The sequence below is a fragment of the Bacteroidota bacterium genome, from assembly GCA_016706255.1.
GTDB lineage: Bacteria > Bacteroidota > Bacteroidia > Chitinophagales > BACL12 > UBA7236.
In genome coordinates this window covers 131927-147928 of the sequence record JADJJZ010000006.1, presented here as the reverse complement: position 1 = coordinate 147928, position 16002 = coordinate 131927, and the positions used below count along the sequence as shown (strand labels likewise).

22 protein-coding genes are annotated in these 16002 nt (G+C 31.5%); 21 read left to right on the top strand and 1 reads right to left on the bottom strand.

Annotation, left to right across the window (positions count from 1 at the left end; translation table 11 throughout):
• The first annotated feature begins 102 nt into the window (after nucleotides 1-102).
• The 21 genes from IPI65_09300 to IPI65_09200 all read left to right on the top strand — a co-directional run bounded on the left by IPI65_09300 (nucleotide 103) and on the right by IPI65_09200 (nucleotide 15173).
• The gene (locus IPI65_09300) at nucleotides 103-552 is read left to right on the top strand and encodes a VOC family protein (GenBank protein MBK7441704.1); all 450 of its coding nucleotides are present in this window, start codon (nucleotides 103-105) and stop codon (nucleotides 550-552) included.
• Nucleotides 553-597: 45 nt separating this feature from the next.
• On the top strand, nucleotides 598-1137 hold the full coding sequence (locus IPI65_09295; protein ID MBK7441703.1) for a hypothetical protein: 540 nt from the start codon (nucleotides 598-600) through the stop codon (nucleotides 1135-1137).
• A gap of 169 nt (nucleotides 1138-1306) precedes the next feature.
• On the top strand, nucleotides 1307-1798 hold the full coding sequence (locus IPI65_09290) for a GNAT family N-acetyltransferase (GenBank protein ID MBK7441702.1): 492 nt from the start codon (nucleotides 1307-1309) through the stop codon (nucleotides 1796-1798).
• A 12-nt stretch (nucleotides 1799-1810) separates the two neighbouring features.
• Nucleotides 1811-2233 (top strand): DUF1801 domain-containing protein, encoded by a 423-nt coding sequence (locus IPI65_09285; protein MBK7441701.1) that lies wholly within the window; start codon nucleotides 1811-1813, stop codon nucleotides 2231-2233.
• A gap of 41 nt (nucleotides 2234-2274) precedes the next feature.
• Nucleotides 2275-2718 (top strand): GNAT family N-acetyltransferase, encoded by a 444-nt coding sequence (locus IPI65_09280; protein ID MBK7441700.1) that lies wholly within the window; start codon nucleotides 2275-2277, stop codon nucleotides 2716-2718.
• 246 nt (nucleotides 2719-2964) lie between these two features.
• Entirely contained in the window at nucleotides 2965-3213 is a 249-nt protein-coding gene (locus IPI65_09275) for a hypothetical protein (protein ID MBK7441699.1), read from the top strand.
• A gap of 48 nt (nucleotides 3214-3261) precedes the next feature.
• A complete protein-coding gene (locus IPI65_09270; GenBank protein ID MBK7441698.1) occupies nucleotides 3262-3948 on the top strand; it encodes a hypothetical protein in 687 nt (228 codons plus the stop codon).
• 328 nt (nucleotides 3949-4276) lie between these two features.
• Nucleotides 4277-4843 carry a Crp/Fnr family transcriptional regulator gene (locus tag IPI65_09265; GenBank protein MBK7441697.1) on the top strand — a complete coding sequence of 189 codons (567 nt, stop codon included), beginning with the start codon at nucleotides 4277-4279 and terminating at the stop codon, nucleotides 4841-4843.
• A 59-nt stretch (nucleotides 4844-4902) separates the two neighbouring features.
• Nucleotides 4903-5478, top strand: a complete 576-nt coding sequence (locus tag IPI65_09260; GenBank protein ID MBK7441696.1) for a dihydrofolate reductase — start codon at nucleotides 4903-4905, stop codon at nucleotides 5476-5478.
• A gap of 57 nt (nucleotides 5479-5535) precedes the next feature.
• Nucleotides 5536-6300: a hypothetical protein gene (locus IPI65_09255; GenBank protein ID MBK7441695.1), complete on the top strand. Its 765-nt coding sequence runs from the start codon at nucleotides 5536-5538 to the stop codon at nucleotides 6298-6300.
• 103 nt (nucleotides 6301-6403) lie between these two features.
• Nucleotides 6404-6970, top strand: coding sequence for a hypothetical protein (locus tag IPI65_09250; GenBank protein MBK7441694.1), 567 nt, complete (start codon nucleotides 6404-6406; stop codon nucleotides 6968-6970).
• A gap of 145 nt (nucleotides 6971-7115) precedes the next feature.
• Complete coding sequence (locus IPI65_09245; GenBank protein ID MBK7441693.1) at nucleotides 7116-8141, top strand: hypothetical protein; 1026 nt, start codon at nucleotides 7116-7118, stop codon at nucleotides 8139-8141.
• Between the two features lie 132 nt (nucleotides 8142-8273).
• Nucleotides 8274-9155: a hypothetical protein gene (locus tag IPI65_09240; protein ID MBK7441692.1), complete on the top strand. Its 882-nt coding sequence runs from the start codon at nucleotides 8274-8276 to the stop codon at nucleotides 9153-9155.
• Between the two features lie 596 nt (nucleotides 9156-9751).
• A complete protein-coding gene (locus tag IPI65_09235; protein MBK7441691.1) occupies nucleotides 9752-10261 on the top strand; it encodes a hypothetical protein in 510 nt (169 codons plus the stop codon).
• A 73-nt stretch (nucleotides 10262-10334) separates the two neighbouring features.
• On the top strand, nucleotides 10335-11096 hold the full coding sequence (locus IPI65_09230; GenBank protein MBK7441690.1) for a nucleotidyltransferase domain-containing protein: 762 nt from the start codon (nucleotides 10335-10337) through the stop codon (nucleotides 11094-11096).
• Nucleotides 11096-12160, top strand: a complete 1065-nt coding sequence (locus IPI65_09225) for a nucleotidyltransferase domain-containing protein (protein ID MBK7441689.1) — start codon at nucleotides 11096-11098, stop codon at nucleotides 12158-12160. Before IPI65_09230 ends, IPI65_09225 begins: the two co-directional genes overlap by 1 nt.
• Nucleotides 12161-12176: 16 nt before the next feature.
• Complete coding sequence (locus tag IPI65_09220) at nucleotides 12177-12782, top strand: hypothetical protein (GenBank protein ID MBK7441688.1); 606 nt, start codon at nucleotides 12177-12179, stop codon at nucleotides 12780-12782.
• A 33-nt stretch (nucleotides 12783-12815) separates the two neighbouring features.
• Entirely contained in the window at nucleotides 12816-13298 is a 483-nt protein-coding gene (locus IPI65_09215; GenBank protein MBK7441687.1) for a YdeI/OmpD-associated family protein, read from the top strand.
• 36 nt (nucleotides 13299-13334) lie between these two features.
• Nucleotides 13335-13907: a hypothetical protein gene (locus tag IPI65_09210; protein ID MBK7441686.1), complete on the top strand. Its 573-nt coding sequence runs from the start codon at nucleotides 13335-13337 to the stop codon at nucleotides 13905-13907.
• Nucleotides 13908-14238: 331 nt separating this feature from the next.
• Nucleotides 14239-14859 carry a hypothetical protein gene (locus tag IPI65_09205; GenBank protein ID MBK7441685.1) on the top strand — a complete coding sequence of 207 codons (621 nt, stop codon included), beginning with the start codon at nucleotides 14239-14241 and terminating at the stop codon, nucleotides 14857-14859.
• Between the two features lie 23 nt (nucleotides 14860-14882).
• Complete coding sequence (locus IPI65_09200) at nucleotides 14883-15173, top strand: hypothetical protein (protein MBK7441684.1); 291 nt, start codon at nucleotides 14883-14885, stop codon at nucleotides 15171-15173.
• Between the two features lie 3 nt (nucleotides 15174-15176).
• Here IPI65_09200 and IPI65_09195 read toward each other — a convergent pair whose 3' ends face one another.
• Complete coding sequence (locus IPI65_09195) at nucleotides 15177-15887, bottom strand: DUF421 domain-containing protein (protein MBK7441683.1); 711 nt, start codon at nucleotides 15885-15887, stop codon at nucleotides 15177-15179.
• Between the last annotated feature and the right edge of the window lie 115 nt (nucleotides 15888-16002).

The following is a 16002-nucleotide window of genomic DNA, read 5'->3' as shown; positions in this document are numbered from 1 at the left end:
TTAAAATGTCCTGTGTCAGGTTGTTCACAGATTATATTTATTAATTTCAAAACTAATTTAATAGTAAGATTTAATTCCTTTCATTACCTAAATTTATCAAATATGAAATCTAACAAACTCCTCAGAATGGATAACATGAGCATTGTGGTTGAATCGCTAGATGATGCTATTGCCTTTTTTTCTGAAATCGGTTTAATACTTGAAGGCAGAGGTGTTATTGAAGGAGAATGGGCCGGTAAAGTTACAGGAGTTAAAGACCAGTGCGTTGAAGTAGCAATGATGGTAACGCCTGATGGGCATAGCAAGATAGAATTATCAAAATTTATACGTCCGGAAATTGTTTCCGATCATCGCAATGCAGCTGTTAATGCATTTGGGTATCTTCGATTAATGTTTACAGTGGAAGATATTGATGAAATGGTCACTCGATTATCGCAAAAAGGCGCGGTATTGGTTGGCGAAATCGTAAATTATGAAAATATTTACCGTTTATGTTATATTCGAGGGGTTGAAGGATTGTTAATTGGGTTGGCAGAAGAAATTGGGAAATAAATATGCTAAAGTGTCAGTATTTTACCTTTTATAAATTATAGATGAATGGGATTTATCAATATTGAAAACTTCGAATCACAATATTCCGGCAAATCATTAACGGATATAAAATATTTTACTGTAAATGAAAGTATTACCCTTCTTGATGCCAACTACCTGGCAATTATAGATGGTGGTATTGAATTGGATTTTGAAGGCTCAAAATTAGTAATTGCGTGGAATGTAGATATTGAACTATTTGACACAGCCAATACATCAATAAATGAAGTTTTTGGAGATTTGGAATTTTATCAAATTGATAGCAATTCTTTACCACTAGGTAAATCCTTGTTAGGTAGGAAATTGATTGGCTTAAAACCAAAATGGGAATGGTTCAATAATTTAGATGATGAATTGGAACCAACAGGGCCAAAGCAGTATTTTTTGATTGAATTAATATTATTCTTTGAAGATCAACAATCATTACAGCTTGCCACTATAAATTATGACTTGGAAAAAAATGAAATGAAACAAGCAAGTTATGACACCGTCGGAGAGTTATTAATCGCTTTAAATCAAATACTCGATATTACAGCCACCAACTAACCACATTATTTCTTTGATTATCACATTGTTTACGTTAAATCAATGAGAAAGTAAAGCAGATTTTAAATATTGGTTTGGAGGACAATATTATATTAATTAGTTTTATTCACTCAACCAAAAAACTAAATTAGGTTATCACCATATTATATTAAATTCTTAAGCACCGATTATGATTATTCGTAACGCGAATTTAAACGACCTAGAAACCATTTACAATATAGAAATTGCATGCTTCCCACCCAATCAGGCAGCTACTTCAAAAACATTGTCTGAGCGATTAAATGCATATCCCTTACATTTTTGGGTTTTAGAAGAAAATGGTAAAATCAGAGGATTCATTAATGGAATGATTACAAATTTTGATACTGTGAAAGATGAAATGTTTAAAAATGTAGATTTACATGATAGTAATGGTTCTTGGCAGTCGGTTTTCGGTTTGGCAGTAGCACCTGAATTTCAAAAACTTGGATATGGTTCAATTTTAATACACCATTTAATCCAAGTATCAAAACAAAATAAACTTAAAGGCGTTACATTAACTTGTGAAAAACATCTTATACCCTATTATGAAAAATTAGGCTTTATTAATTCAGGAAGATCAGCATCTAACCATGGAGGAGATGTATTTTATGACATGAAATATTTAATCTCTAATAATTAAACATTAACTGAAATGCCAATTAAACAAATCAAAGCCTATATTGCCAGTCAGCCTGAAGCTAAACAAAGCGACATGGAGACATTACATCAAACCATTTTGCAAATTGAACCAAATTGTAAATTATGGTTTCTTGACGGAAAAAACAGTGAAGGTAAAATAGTATCCAATCCCAATATTGGCTATGGTGAACAAATAATGCAGACCGCAGATGGCAAATCACGTCCGTTTTATAAAGTTGGACTGAGTGCTAATACTACAGGCATTTCCATTTATATTATGGGAATTGAAGATAAAACCTATCTCGTCAAAACGTTTGGTAGTACGCTTGGTAAAGCCAGTGTAACAGGTTATTGCATTAAGTTTAAAAAATTAGAAGATGTAAATCTTGAAACCCTTAAAGCGGCCATTCATTTTGGTTTGAATTATGAAAAATAATATGATTGAATAAATTTACACTCGTAAGTAATAAATTATTTATGCAAATTAGAGAAGCCATAATTGATGATATCAGTCAAATTCAAATAATAAGAAATGCTGTAAAGGAAAATATTTTATCCAACCCCAACCTGGTGACTGATGCTGATTGTATAGAATTTATAACCCTACGAGGCAAAGGGTGGGTTTGTGAAATTGATGGTAATATTGTGGGCTTTGCCATTGCAGATTTAAAAGAAAATAATATCTGGGCATTATTTATTCACCCCGAATTTGAGAAAAAAGGAATTGGCAAACAATTGCATAACACAATGCTCGATTGGTATTTCAGTAATACTCAAACTACAGTCTGGCTTTCGACAGCCTTTAATACGCGTGCCGAAACATTTTATAGAAAAGCTGGCTGGACAGCAGTGGGATTACATGGCACAAAAGAGATTAAATTTGAAATGACATATGCGGATTGGTTGAAAATACAAAACTGACTCATCACCATTTAATACAACAATGAAATGATTGCACGGCTGTTAAATTATGCAAATATTATATACATTTTAGTTGTGTTGTTATTTCTTCTAGACGTATTTACGAATGTAGACATAAGCTTCCAACCTCTGAAAACGGGTGTTTATTGGGGAATTATGATACTCAGCCCGATAATGTTAATTTTTAATGCGTTTATAAAAATTAATTTGGGTAAAAAAATCGCACTTATTTTAATTTCAATTTTCATGCTAACTTTTATTTTTGTTATTAAACCCATAAACATTCTATTCGCTTCAGGTGTTTGGGAAACCAGGGATGTGTTATTTCGAAATACAAATAATAATAGAACAATTGAACTGCAAATTCAGGATAGGGGTGCGTTGGGTTATAATAAACGAACAGTTGAAGTATTACATTTAACTCCTTTATTTTTATTTGCTAAAAAAGCACCCCAAATTCCCGAACGAAACCCTGAATGGATACTGGTTGAATAACATTTTAAATAAACCGCTATTTTTTCGATAAATTTGTTGTTGAATAAAATGATTCTAGAAACTCCTACTCAAATTCCCGAAATTGAAAATAATGGTGACAAATCCATTCGCGACAAGTATTTCGGTTATGAATCTACTTTTATTATTTTACATCCATTTCTGAAAAATGACTCCGTTAATATAGAAAATGAAAAAGATCTAACGCGTTTAAACTGGAGTGAAATTGTTGATCTTGCGAAACTAAAAGATATTAAAGAATTGGATAGAATTTTGGCATTTCTGCATTGTGCAAGAAGTATTGCTCCAAAATCAGTTTGGTTAAAATATAAAAAAACTATTGAGTTATATAATCTACTAGACGCAGAAGTAGATAATTATCCTGTTTGTTTAGTTTATCCCACCTTAAATTATTTATTTTCTATTGGTTATAGAAACATATTCCTTTATTCAGAACATAATGAAACCAAAATTTCGTATGCAATTGAGGAGCTTATTAATAATGAAATAAACTGGCCTATGTATCAAACCAGAATATTAACTCCTGATTATAAAATATTATTTGAAACCAATGTAGATGAAAGGTTTACCTATGTATCCGGTGATAAATCAACAATTGATAAAATGGTTGAGGCAATAAACCTGGAAGGATTTTATTGTGATACCAATACTAAACCCTATTGGTCTGATGAAGTTGAAACAGGAGAAACAATTGATTGGAGCAGTGCAGCACATTAACTTTTTCGAATAATAATTTTAAGACTGCATTTTAAGTTTAAAATATCGTCGGGACTTTAATTCCTTAATTTTAATCCCTAAAAAACAAATTGAATTTCAATAGGACTAATTTTGGAGAAATTCGATGGTGAAATTGCTAGTGTTTTGTGGCATTTTTGATGACTGCAATTTTGGCAGAGTCTCTAAAACCTGTTAGGTTTAAACCTGGAAGGTCTAAACCTAACAGGTTTTAAATTTTTAACCGCTTAAGTCCCCGAAAAACCATCAAATTTTAAAAAACGCACATAAAAAACACCGAAATTTACCCACCTGTAAAATTGTCATGCCAATGGAACAAAAATTAATTCAATTATTGCGTTATGTTTATGACTTTGACGAGCAAAATTTGCAAACCTTGCTGCCTTATTTTAAACAAGTTTATGTTAAAAAAAACGATGTTTTATTACTACAAGGTGCAATTTGCAAAAATTTCTATTTTGTTATAGATGGTTGTATAAGAACTTATTTTATTTCAAAAGAAGGTTATGAAAAAACACGATACATCATGTTAGCACCATCAATGGGGACAGCTTTAACTATTTTTATTAATCAGCAACCCACGGCAGAAATTCTTGATGCCCCTGAGGATAGTTCTATGTTTGCAATAGATTATACCGATTTTAAAAATTTGGTTTTAACAATGCCGCAGTGGGCACAATTTTATCAAAGAATTTTAGAAATGGCATATACCTTTCAGAATAAAAAAATTGAAAGTTTAGTTACGTTATCGGCAAAACAACGTTATCAGCAGCTAATGCAGGAAAACCCGGCAATAATTCAAACACTATCCAACAAAATTGTAGCCTCGTATCTCGATATGGCACAGGAAACATTGAGTCGTTTAAAATCTAAATAATTTTTTGACTTATATCAATTATTTATATCACAGCAAAATATAATTTTGTTAAAAAAAATATGCGAAAGTTAACTTCATTCACATTTTTAACCCTTAATGGATTTTATAAAGGTTTAAACGAAGACACCGGCTGGCATCACCAGTTAAACAGTAAAGAAGCAGCCGATTATGCAGCAAACTCATCGTCCTCAGGAAATGCCTTGCTATTTGGAAGAAAAACTTATGATATGATGGCAGGGTTCTGGCCTTCGCCGCAGGCTGCTGCAGCATTCCCTACAGTTGCAGAAAACATGAATAAAGCACAAAAATTTGTTTTCTCCACTTCCCTAAAGTCAGCCGCATGGCAAAATACAAACATTTTAAGCGGCGATATACTTGAACAGGTAAAGCAGTTAAAACAATCACCCGGAAACAACATGACCATTTTAGGCAGCGGCAGCATTGTTAGTCAATTCGCCGATGCCGGTTTAATTGACGAATATCAGATTATGCTCGACCCTGTTATAATAGGTCAGGGCACACCTATATTTAGTAATATCACTACAAACCGCAGACTGAAATTAAAATCTTCACGACATTTTGAACAGGATGGAATACTTTTATTGGTTTATGAGAATTTTGGTATTCTCAAATAAGTTTTACGAATCAATAATTTGTATTAAGTTTTTTTCGTTTTTGCCGATTAAATGAAGTTGTATAAACCATTAAATAGTAATATATGTAGTTTATTTAGTCACTGGAAAACATCGCTTTATCTTCTAGTGGTTGGTATTTTTTTGCAAATTGGATGTTCAAATAATAAGTCTTCAGAAAATCCGAATGCCATTATAAAATCAGAAAATAGCGCTGCGGTTATTGTAGATACGGTAGTTCACAATTTGCATGAACAAACAAATTATACTGATGTTAATGGATTTAAACAAGGCATATGGGTTAAAGAGCGGAGCGGCAAGATGGTAGAAAAAGCCACCTATAAAGACGATTTATTGGATGGATATTATATTTCCTTAGAAACCGGTGGTGGAATTGAAGGAAATTATAAATTGGGTAAACGCGAGGGCATTTTTTACTATTGGTATACCTACAGACAAAAAGCTTTGGCGGTAACCTATTATATAAATGATACCATCGCATGGCAAGGTTATCCGGCAGCAAATGAAAAATATTTAATTCCATTAAAGTCTTTCCATATCTATGTTGATACTGTATATATAGTTGCTCCTTATGAAATGGGTAAAGTTTGGTATGAGGGCAATTTTTGTCAACGCCAAATTAAGTCAAGTAGTAATTTTAAATCAACTACTCCAATAGGAGTCCATAAAATATATTTTAGAAATGGTGCATTAAAAGGAATAGTTGATTACTCAAATGAAATCATTCAGGAATTTGACAGCACTGGAAATTCTTTATATAAATCAGATTTTAAGGATTTCACAACACATCATCAACCCATATAACTAACCTCTAAGCCATAACGAATCGTGGTGTCATGTTTTCATCCCATTAAATTTATAAAATTGCTAAATTATTAATATATTTGGACAACCTGGCCATTACTATATGAAAAAAGTATTGTCAATTATAATAATACTTCTGATTTATTCGTGCAAAACGAAAAACACTAGCGAATCTTCAAATGATAATTTATTTAACACTGAATCTGTACCCACTTCAAATAATCCCAATACTCAACTCGAAGCAGAACATTTAAGCCCGAAACAAATAATACATCCAAATGGTGCGAAAGAAATAACACGTTTTAAAGACACTACAATAAACAATATAATTTTTGGTGATTGCGATACTGTAAAAGCTTTATTTGGCAACCAATATGATTTATTACCTGATAACCAAGATTTACCATCTATTCAAGTATTCAACAACAAAGGGGATCAATTGTTAACAATGTTTATGATTTATGGCAGTGTAAATTGTGACTTTCAACAATATTTGGTTGAATATTCAGCTTCACTGGATACGTTCTATAAAAAGCCATTCTTACTTAATGTCGAGCAATTCAAAACAGGTCGGGGCGTGTATTTGGGGCAAGCGGTAGAACAATTACAATCAAATCTCGGCGGGCCAACTGAAGTAAAAAGAAAATGGATTAACCATTCTGATCTATGAAGAATATGATAATTTATATTTTGCAAATTATTATTTTCTCAACAACAAGTTGATTAAATTTCGTTATGGGTTTGAATATCCATAGTGGAAATTATTCCCATAATTAAACATATTTTTTTAACTTTAAATTGGTAATTAAGTATTAATGTCGCAAATTATATCAAAAGGAAGATTTCTACCCGGCCTAGGCATTTTAAGTGTAATACTTACTTTGGCACTTATTTATATAAATTTAAACTTTTGCCAAAAATTATTCAGATATGAATATTTCCAAATTGATACATTCATTTTTGCAGTCGCCTTATTCGTTTGTACATTATATTTTTTAACGAAAGCATTTGCAGAGTATAAAGCCGTGGATGTCTACGAAAAACATTTGATCATCAAATGGGTTTTCGGGTTAGTATCAGTAAAAATAGAAAAAAGTGAAATCTTGGCCTTTGGACATACCACTAAATACAAAATTAATTACTTATATTTAAAAACCGAAAAACAGGTTTATTTGTTTATTGAAAATATGACTGAAAATAACTTTCAGTTATTTGAACAATTAAACAATTGGGGTTTTCCAAGCAAAGATGAACCTCTAAAAAATAAAATTGAAATTTTCGAAATAAAATTTCTAAGTATAATTTCAGTAGTAGCTGGCTTATGTATGTTTACCTTGGTACTTTCAATAAAGAATCACTCACAACTGGATGTCAATTATGAGGATCTTTTTTTAGTAGAAGGCCACCTAAACACAACGCCAGACATCGATGACGGTAAAAATAATCGCGAAACTTCTACAATAACACTTGAATTATCAGAATACCCTGAACTAAGATTTAAAATTTATAATTTTGTTAATCCCTCTGGTTATTTCAATACTTTTGGAAGGTTTCAAAAAGGGCAACAAGCTATTTTCATGATTACGTTGAATGATTATAATAAAAAAATAATTCGAACCGAAGAACCAACTTTAAAGGAAAAACATTTTTTTTGGCCGGAAATAACTGTTTACGAAGCTATTATAAATAAAAACATGGAATTAAAATTTAATAATAAAACTTATGAGAACAATCCGATAAGCAATACTGCATATATATTTTTACTTATATTACTGTCATGGATGGGGATAATATGTATTATTTTTGGAATAAATAAAATGAAAAAGGTTTTTCGTTTATAAGAAAAACCATAGCATTAAGTTAATTCTAAATTTCTCATTGGAAATTCTAATTTCCAACATAATATTATTTATAGATTTTCGTTTACAGGTCTATTGTAATTCCTAAACAAGTATTTACCAAGTATAAACCATATGAAAACTCTGGGATCCCTATATTTTATGCTTATTTTAAATTCGGCTTCCGCACAATTTAAAAACCTCGCTCAAGAAACACTTTATTGGGCAAACGGAAATCTTAAGGCAATTTCGTATAATGACGGAGTTTACAACCAAGGCATCTGGGACTTATATGATTCAATCGGCAGCTTGATTCAACAGGACAAATATATAAATGGCAACAAATTTTATTTAAATAAATGGGTTAACGGCAATCAAATTATTATTGATGGAAATGGCGAATTGACGGAATATTATATTAATGGATTACTCAAATCTTATGGCAAAATTAAGAAGGGGAAAAAATATGGACTCTGGCATCAATATTATATAAATGGCAATATTGAAAGTATTATAGAATACGTTGAATGGGAAGGCATTTACAAAAGTGAATTGGAATATCACGCTAAATTAATTGCTTCATACGATTCGTCAGGTAACATAATTGGTAGCAAAGGTTCCGGCATAATACTCAAAATCGATTCGACAGGTTTAATTGTAGAAAAAAGTTTTTATACAAATAACTTTAAGGATAGTATGCATACCTTTTATAATACCGGTCTTTTAAAAAGTATACGACTAGTAAATAAAACCATGCACATTGAATGGGAAAGAGCAAGTTATTATCCAAGTGGGTTTATATGTTATGAAATGCTTAATTCATTGGACACCGTAATTCTTAAAAGTTATTACCCTAATGGACAGCTAAAGAAAATAGTTAAATCTTGCAAGGATTCTGAATATAGAATCTATTATAACTTTAACGGTGAAATACTTAAGGAAGAAACCTGTACTGTTACCTTTATATTAAACGATAATTTTGAAGAATATTGCGTTTTTGATTGTGTAACAAAGTAAAATTCGCCTTAAATCTGTGGTTTTAACATATCACCCACACCGCCCTAACCAATCTCAAGAATTTTTCTTACTTTTAAGGTCAACACTAATAAAATGGAACGCAAGGAGTTTTTAATAAAAACGTGGTATTATTTGTTTAGACCCGTTATAATTATTTTAGTGGTGTGTTTTTGTATTCAATTTATAGTTAATTGCATTACACAAAATGGTTCTGAAAGGTTTATCGCTATAATTGTAGCAATATATATAGGTTTAACTTTATTAGTATATTTAATTGGCTTATTATTTACCACTATTATAAGTCGAATTAATTCTAAACTAAATGAGCCAACAAGAAATTTTTTATTTATAATCGGCAAATTACTTAATTTTATATTTTGGGGTTGCTTAGCAGTTGCTATTTGTTACTTCTGTTATCATAAAAATTATATGGCTTTGCTCCCCATATTATTTGCCTCGGTCATAACTTTTAATACCCGCTACAAAATAAAGCATGAAGAAAAGCAGGAATGATTTACAGTTTATTTTATAAATTAAATAATTCTTATTTGAACACCTCATTACATAAAAAACTAGTATACATTCACTTTCTTTCCTTGATAATTATTATTTTAAATTATCTGTTAAAGCATTTTACAAACTACAGTTTAAATGGAAATATCATTTCAGGTATTAAAATATTTCTTGGGCTTAGTGGTTTATGGCTATTTTTTAAATATCGAAAACCTTTTAAAAATTTAAGTTATTATTTTTTAGTATATCCACTCCTCCCCTTAATTCTTGTAACAGGTTTTATTATACGTGGATTATTAGGTGCACTGCTCATAAGTTTTGTTTTGTTTCTATACACAGAAGAAAAAAGAGTATTTTCCAGTAAAGATTATATCATTGTTTCCCCTAAACGTGGAATATTAGCTAATTGCTGTTATTATAAACTGCAGGAACGCAAAGGCTTTTTGTTGGTTAAAAATTACGAGCCATTTGCCTTAGATGGTCCAATTGATTTTAGCACATTGCTTTTTTGCTCCACCGACAATGAGATTAAAATGATTTATTACCTCCGGTTCAAGGATACTGGAATAAGGGAGATTACATTTTCTAAATAAGAAAATTAAGAATTACTACCTTTATAGATTATTGCTTTTTGCTAATTTAAATTAATATCAAGGAATTTATTGCATGCACGATAAAATCATACATTATCTAAATCAAGTTCAGGCTGAACGCAATATTGAAATATTATTAGCTTGTGAAACCGGTTCACGTGCCTGGGGTTTCCCTTCTCCGGATAGCGATTTTGATGTTCGGTTTATTTATCGACATCCTAGAGATTGGTATCTTGCTCTTAACGAAAAGAAGGATACCATTGAGTGTATGTATGAAAATAATGAATTCGACTTATCCGGCTGGGACTTAAAAAAGACTTTAAACCTGCTATGGAAATCAAACGCGTCTTTATTAGAAAGACTGCAGTCACCAATAATATACATGGCTAATCCCGAATTTTTAAAAGGTATGCAGTCACTCTCGTTACATACCTATTCAAAAATTGCAACAATGCATCATTATTTAAATATGACAAAACGCATTTTTGAAGAAATTAATGGTGCTGAGCAAGTGAAACTTAAAAAACTTTTTTATGCACTACGCACTGCTATTGCATGCAAATGGATTTTAGAAAAATCATCACCTCCACCTATTGTATTTCACCATATGCTGGAGGGTTTATCACTATCAAATAATCTAAAAACGAAAATTTATCAGTTAATCGAACTAAAATTAACTAAAAATGAATCCTATTTTCATCTTCAGGAAACTGAATTAAATAGTTTTATTTTGGATTCCATTATGCTGGCAGAAGCCGAAGCAAATTCTTTACCCGCCTCAAAAGGTGATATCAATGAATTAAATAGTTTTTTCATTAAAATGTTGCCACACTAATGACCATTGAAGATTTACGTGAACAAAATTTAATCATTTTAGAATGTATCAGTGGCAGTAAAGCATATGGCCTCGATACTGAAAATTCTGATACAGATATTAAAGGCGTTTTTCTTGCTTCCAAGGAAAGTTATTATGGGTTACATTATACACCTCAAATAAGTAATTCAACAAACGATATTACATTTTATGAATTAGGGCGTTTTATGGAGCTTTTAGCCACAAATAATCCCAATATTCTAGAATTGTTGAGCACCCCAAAACATAGTATTATTTATAAGCATCCTTTTTTAGAAGATATTAAACCCGAAATGGTATTATCGAAATTGTGCAAATCTACGTTTGGTAAATTTGCACTTTCACAAATTAAAAAAGCGAAAGGATTAAAAAAGAAAATTATTAACCCGGTAGACAAAGAACTAAAAACCATTTTATCATTTTGCTATGTCAATCATGAAAATGGTTCAATTCCTTTGAATAAATTTCTCGAAAACAATAGTTGGATTCAGGAAAACTGCGGATTAATAAATATATCGAATATGAAAGATCTTTACGGCTTGTATTACAATCCCAATGCATTGTATAATGGAATTATAAAACACGTCGGATCTTATGATGTATCGCTTAGTTCAATAGCCAAAGGTGCAAAACAGGAAGGAATTTTATATTTCAACAAGGATGGGTATGCTGCATATTGTAAAGATTATAAAGAGTACTGGGAATGGGTTGATAACCGTAATAACGAGAGATATGCTACCACCGCTGAGCATGGGAAAGGTTATGATGCAAAAAACATGATGCATGTATTTCGTTTACTCGAAATGGCTTGCGAAATAGGTCGTGATGGTAAAATAAATGTTCAGCGCCATGATCGCGACTTTCTTTTAAATATAAAGTCAGGTAAATTTGAATACGAAGAATTATTAAAAATGGCAGATCTTAAAAAGTTAGAAATGGAAACAGCTTTCGAAAACTCGCCCTTACCGGCTAAGCCCGATATAACTTTAATAGAAAAATTAACATTTTTAATTAGAGATAAATTCTATTCTGAAAATATAAAGTAAATATTAAAACAATTTTATGTCCATTAAAGAAAACCTCAAGTCTTTTTTCGCCAAAATGTTTTTGTTGCCGGGGCAAAAGCAGACAAAACGATTTATTGATGAAATAATGGCGAAATTTCGTTTTATCGATATCGTAGAGAATGGGTTCCAAATAAAAGATAAAAGTAATGTTGTTGAACGCACCATTTTTTGGAACGAAGTAATCGACAGTACCTACAGTCCCGAACAACTCACTTTCCAATTAGCGGACGGCAAAACCATTGTTATTCCCCAAGTTTACTATGAAAACTGGCATGCACTTCTAAGAGAAATTCCGGGAGGATATAAAAGTTTTGACTACAACGCTGTAAACCTATACTTTTCAAGTTTAAAAGGATGTGCAATTTGCGGATTAGTTGCCGTAGACGAAGAAAATGAATGTCTGGCTTGCGGATATGATGTTTGGAATTCGGAATTAGCAACTGAATTTGATTCAGAACAATCTTATTTAAAACAAGCGCAATTTGAAAATTTTTTACCTGCTAATGAAAACATTCCAATAGCGATTAATAATAATCCTGCGTTTGGATTTGAAAGTTTTGATAAGTGGATTCCTTACATTACTGAATCAGAATATAATTAAAGTTCATTTTAAATTCAGATACCCGAATAATTAATGTATAAATTCGAAGCCATATTAGAAATTATCGGTATTAATCCTTTTGTGTCGGTTCCTGAAAATATTTTAATCAAAGTGTTCAAACTGGCCGGTAAGGATAAAGGTCATATTCCAATTACCGGAACAATTAACAACAAACCATATAAACAAACGCTCATTCGCTACAGCGGCGCCTGGCGTTTATATATAAATACTTCCATGCTGAAAAATTCACCGAAACGAATTGGTGAAAAACTAAAAATCACCATCACATTTGATCCCGAACCACGCATTGTTCATGCACCCCCTGCATTTACAGCTGCACTAAATAAAAACCCGGAAGCCAAATTTATTTTCAATCAGCTGCCTGCATCCAGGAAGTTAGAAATAGTGCGTTATCTGGCCAATTTGAAAACAACTGCTACACTTGCCAAAAATATTACTAAAGCTATAAATTTTTTATTAGGAAAGGAACGTTTTGTTGGCAGAGATAAACCATGAATAAATATATTATTATAACTGAACCCATGAATTTAAATGCAAATAATTAAGCTAATTTCTATATTACTAATTCTGTGCACGCTTAATACCCATGGACAAAATGTAAGCGGCACATATAAAGATGCATACGGTTATCAGCTTGAATTAAAGTCTGATTCCACATTTTTTTCTTCTATAGGTATTGATGTAGTTTTCTTTTGGCAAACCGGCGTTTGGCAACAAAAAGGAGATATAATTTATTTGACACCAGTTACAATTAATGATACCTTATTTTGTGATTATAAATTGGAAATTATATTGTCAAAAGATACAATTGCTGAGCGATTAACCTGTGAAGAGGCGAATATGCTTTTATTCTATTCCGGTGTTCAAAAAGATTCACTTGCACCGCAAATATTGGTAATTAAAAATAATCGTTTATATCCAATAAAAAATAATGGTTCGCTGAAAAAGTTATATAAAATGAAATCGATTTTAATTTCAATCAGGAATAATAATCCAGCAAAACCGCCAATAGTTCTTTTTACACGCACAATATGGTATGACATCTATTTTAGTCAAAAAGTCCACTTAAATAAAGCAGGTGTTTACCATATTTTTAAAAATTAGTGCATTAAATCCTCTTCATCAACAAAACCTCAACCTGTTTTCGTAGCAATAAACCTTCCAAGCTAAATATTTCCAAGTTGCATTTAACCTCTGATTGCAAATAAAACGTTAGCATGCAATTAAATACCCGGATCCGGCTGTTAATCAGCATCCGCAGCGGCGGACAGATCAACACGTTAGTACATCAACTTGTTTGTTTCCAATATAAGCCGGTGCAACTTATAATTAACCAACATGGTTCAAATTTTACTAAACTTTTTTTAATTGAATAGTGTGTAGATGAGATAAATTTTTTTGTTAACTTAGTTAAATAATTAACAGGTAAAAACTTATGCTCAAAACAATCTTCATAACACTAATTCATAAATATTCATCCGATACAACTTTGCTTAATAAATTATGGGAAGATATTGAAAATAAATATTCTAATAAAAAGCGACACTACCACACATTACAACATCTTGAAAATTTGTTAAATGAATTGACTGCAGTTAAACCGCAAATACAAAATTGGGACACCATATTATTCACTTTGTTTTATCACGATATCATTTACAATACACTTAAATCGGACAACGAGCAAAAAAGTGCCGACTATGCTGAGCAAAAAATGCTGATGTTATCTGTCCCTGTCGATATCATTAGCAATTGCAAAAAACAAATTCTTGCAACGCAATCACATGTATTTTCTTCTGATCATGATACAAATCTATTTACGGATGCTGACCTTTCTATATTAGGATATTCCCACGAGGCTTATACTGGATACTACCAAAACATAAGGCGGGAGTATAATATTTACCCGGATTTAGTTTATAACCCGGGAAGAAAAAAGGTTTTATTACATTTTTTAAACATGGAAAAAATTTATAAAACTGCCTACTTTTACAACAAATATGAATTACAGGCAAGAATTAATTTAGCGGAAGAAATAAAAATATTAAGTAGTTAATCTAATTAAACTATTTTGTTTACATGCCGAAAAAAGGAAAATTAAAAATCTGCTCAAACGGTCATCAATTTTATAAAAGCAGTGATTGCCCCGTTTGCCCTGTTTGTGAAGCAGAAAAAAAACCTGTAGATGGCTATTTATCATTGCTGAGCGCACCGGCGCGGCGTGCACTTGAAAATGCCACTATTAAAACACTGCTTGATATGACAAACTTTACAGAAAATGAATTACTCAGTTTGCATGGTTTAGGCCCCTCTACTATACCGAAACTAAAAAATGCTTTAGCGAAGGCTGGACTGCATCTACGGAAATAATTTTCATCGAATACGCAATTTATTAGTTGCTTTTACCCATTCAGTTTTTTCACATTCCGGACAAATATGTTTAGCAATAGGTTGTAATTTATTGGTGAATCCACAAAACACACAGGCATAATAATCAATTTCGTTAATCACTTTCTGGGCTTTATCTAATGTGCCGGGCATAATCGGTAGTCCATATTTAACATCCTCATCCTTATAATAAAAAATACTAATGTCGCCACTACTTTCAATAATAGCCTCCTCTATTTGCCCCAAATGGGAAACACCCTGTATACGTAATTCTGCAAAAAATTCATCTGCCCCTAATGCTTCTTTTGAAAAATTATTTATAGAAAAAACACCTTCTTTAATCAGCGTTAATGGCTTGCCTTCCATCAATCGCTCAAACTGTTTGTTACGGCCAACTAAATAGGTAACTAAACTATATAAAACAATAATCACTACAAAAACCAATACAGCTGGCAAAATACCGACATCTTTGTACAACATCGGATCACCTGCTGCAGAGCCTAAACTTATTATTGCAACAAGTTCAAAAATGGATAACTGTTTTACTCCCCGTTTACCCAATAATCTAAGTCCAGCCAAAATCACAATAAACATGATAAACGTCCGTAACAATGTTTCAAGTAAAAATGGCCAGTTTTCAGCTCCCAATAGCAGTGAATTCCAATCAAATGCAGATAAAATATTTAAGACAATCATATATATTTGATTTTTAATTGTTTAAATATACGGTAAGATTCTATGAATGTTACATTACATTTCAATTTCCAAATCCTCGAAATAAATATTATCTTTAATCAATAATAAAATATTT